The sequence below is a fragment of the Nocardia sp. NPDC051052 genome (assembly GCF_044456045.1).
GTDB lineage: Bacteria > Actinomycetota > Actinomycetes > Mycobacteriales > Mycobacteriaceae > Nocardia.
This window is the reverse complement of record NZ_JBITFL010000052.1, coordinates 1-1,450: the sequence shown is the minus strand read 5'-3', so window position 1 is coordinate 1,450 and position 1,450 is coordinate 1. Positions and strand designations below refer to the sequence as shown.

Annotated in this window: 1 protein-coding gene; it reads left to right on the top strand. The window is 65.5% G+C overall.

Annotation, left to right across the window (positions count from 1 at the left end):
- Window positions 1-265 precede the first annotated feature (265 nt).
- Window positions 266-1,450 (top strand): IS110 family transposase (locus ACIBCN_RS44520; protein ID WP_396998939.1); only part of this gene is annotated, 1,185 nt, incomplete at its 3' end.

Here is a 1,450-nt window from a genome sequence, read left to right as displayed (position 1 = left end):
CACCCTAATGGGAAGTGATCGGCGAGCCTACGACCGGGCGTGAATGGTTGGGGTGAGGCTGGTCAACCGAGCCACCGGCCGGTGAGCACTACTGCACCTTGGAACGATGTTCGATTCCTAGGGTTAGATCGTGCCCCGGCCGGTTGGTGAGGCTGCCTGTAGCGCTGATGGGGTGTCGTACCGCCGAGTACTGATCCATTAGGTCGCCGCCGGGCTGCCTTGGGCTCCAACAGTTTCCGATGGTTCGCTGTGAGGAGGTGAAGCTTTGATCTTCGTTGGCGATGACTGGGCCGAAGATCATCACGATGTTCATCTGATGGACGAGAACGGCACGAAGCTGGCCGTGCGCCGGCTACCGGAAGGACTAGCCGGAATCAGTGGATTCCACGACCTACTCGCCGGGCACACACCAGAGCCCGCGCAGGTGGTGATCGGTATCGAAACCGATCGTGGCCTCTGGGTCGATGCCCTGGTGGCCGCGGGTTACCTGGTGTATGCGATCAACCCCCTCGCCGCAGCCCGCTACCGCAACCGCCACCACCTCTCGGGCGCTAAATCCGATGCCGGGGACGCGAAACTCCTCGCCGACCTGGTTCGCACCGACCGCCACAACCACCGCCCGATCGCCGGGGACAGCCCCGGCGCCGAGGCCATCAAAATCCTGGCTCGCGGCCATCAGAACCTGATCTGGACCCGCAATCGCCACACCAACGCACTGCGTTCGGCGTTGCGCGAGTACTACCCGGGCGCGCTGGTCGCCTTCGACGACCTAGCCGACCGCGACGCCCTGGCCGTGCTCACCCGCGCCGCAACCCCGGCCGAAGGTGCCCGACTGTCGCTGTCCGCGATCAGGGCCACGCTCAAACGTGCTGGGCGCCAACGCAATATCGACACCCGCGCCGCCCAGATCCAGACCGCGCTACGCGCCCAACACCTACACGCCAGCGACCCGGCCACCCTCGCGTTCGCCGCGACGACCCGCGCCGCGGTCGCCATCATCACCGCGATCAACACCCAGATCCACGACCTCGAATCCGAGCTCGCGACCCATTTTGAGACACACCCGGACGCCGGCATCTACCTCTCCCTGCCAGGACTCGGTGTCATCCTCGGCGCCCGGGTGCTCGGTGAGTTCGGGGACGACCCGAACCGCTACACCACCACCAAGTCTCGCAAAAACTACGCCGGAACCTCACCACTGACCATCGCATCAGGGCGAAAACGCGCGATCCTGGCCCGCCACGTCCGCAACCGACGCCTCTACGACGCCATCGACCAATGGGCCTTCTGCGCCCTGCAAAACAGCCCAGGAGCCCGCGCCTACTACGACCAGCACCGCACCACAGGCGACCTGCACCACCAAGCCCTGCGCGCCTTGGGCAACCGCCTCGTCGGCATCCTCCACGGCTGCCTGCACCACCACACCCACTACAACGAACAAACAGCCTGG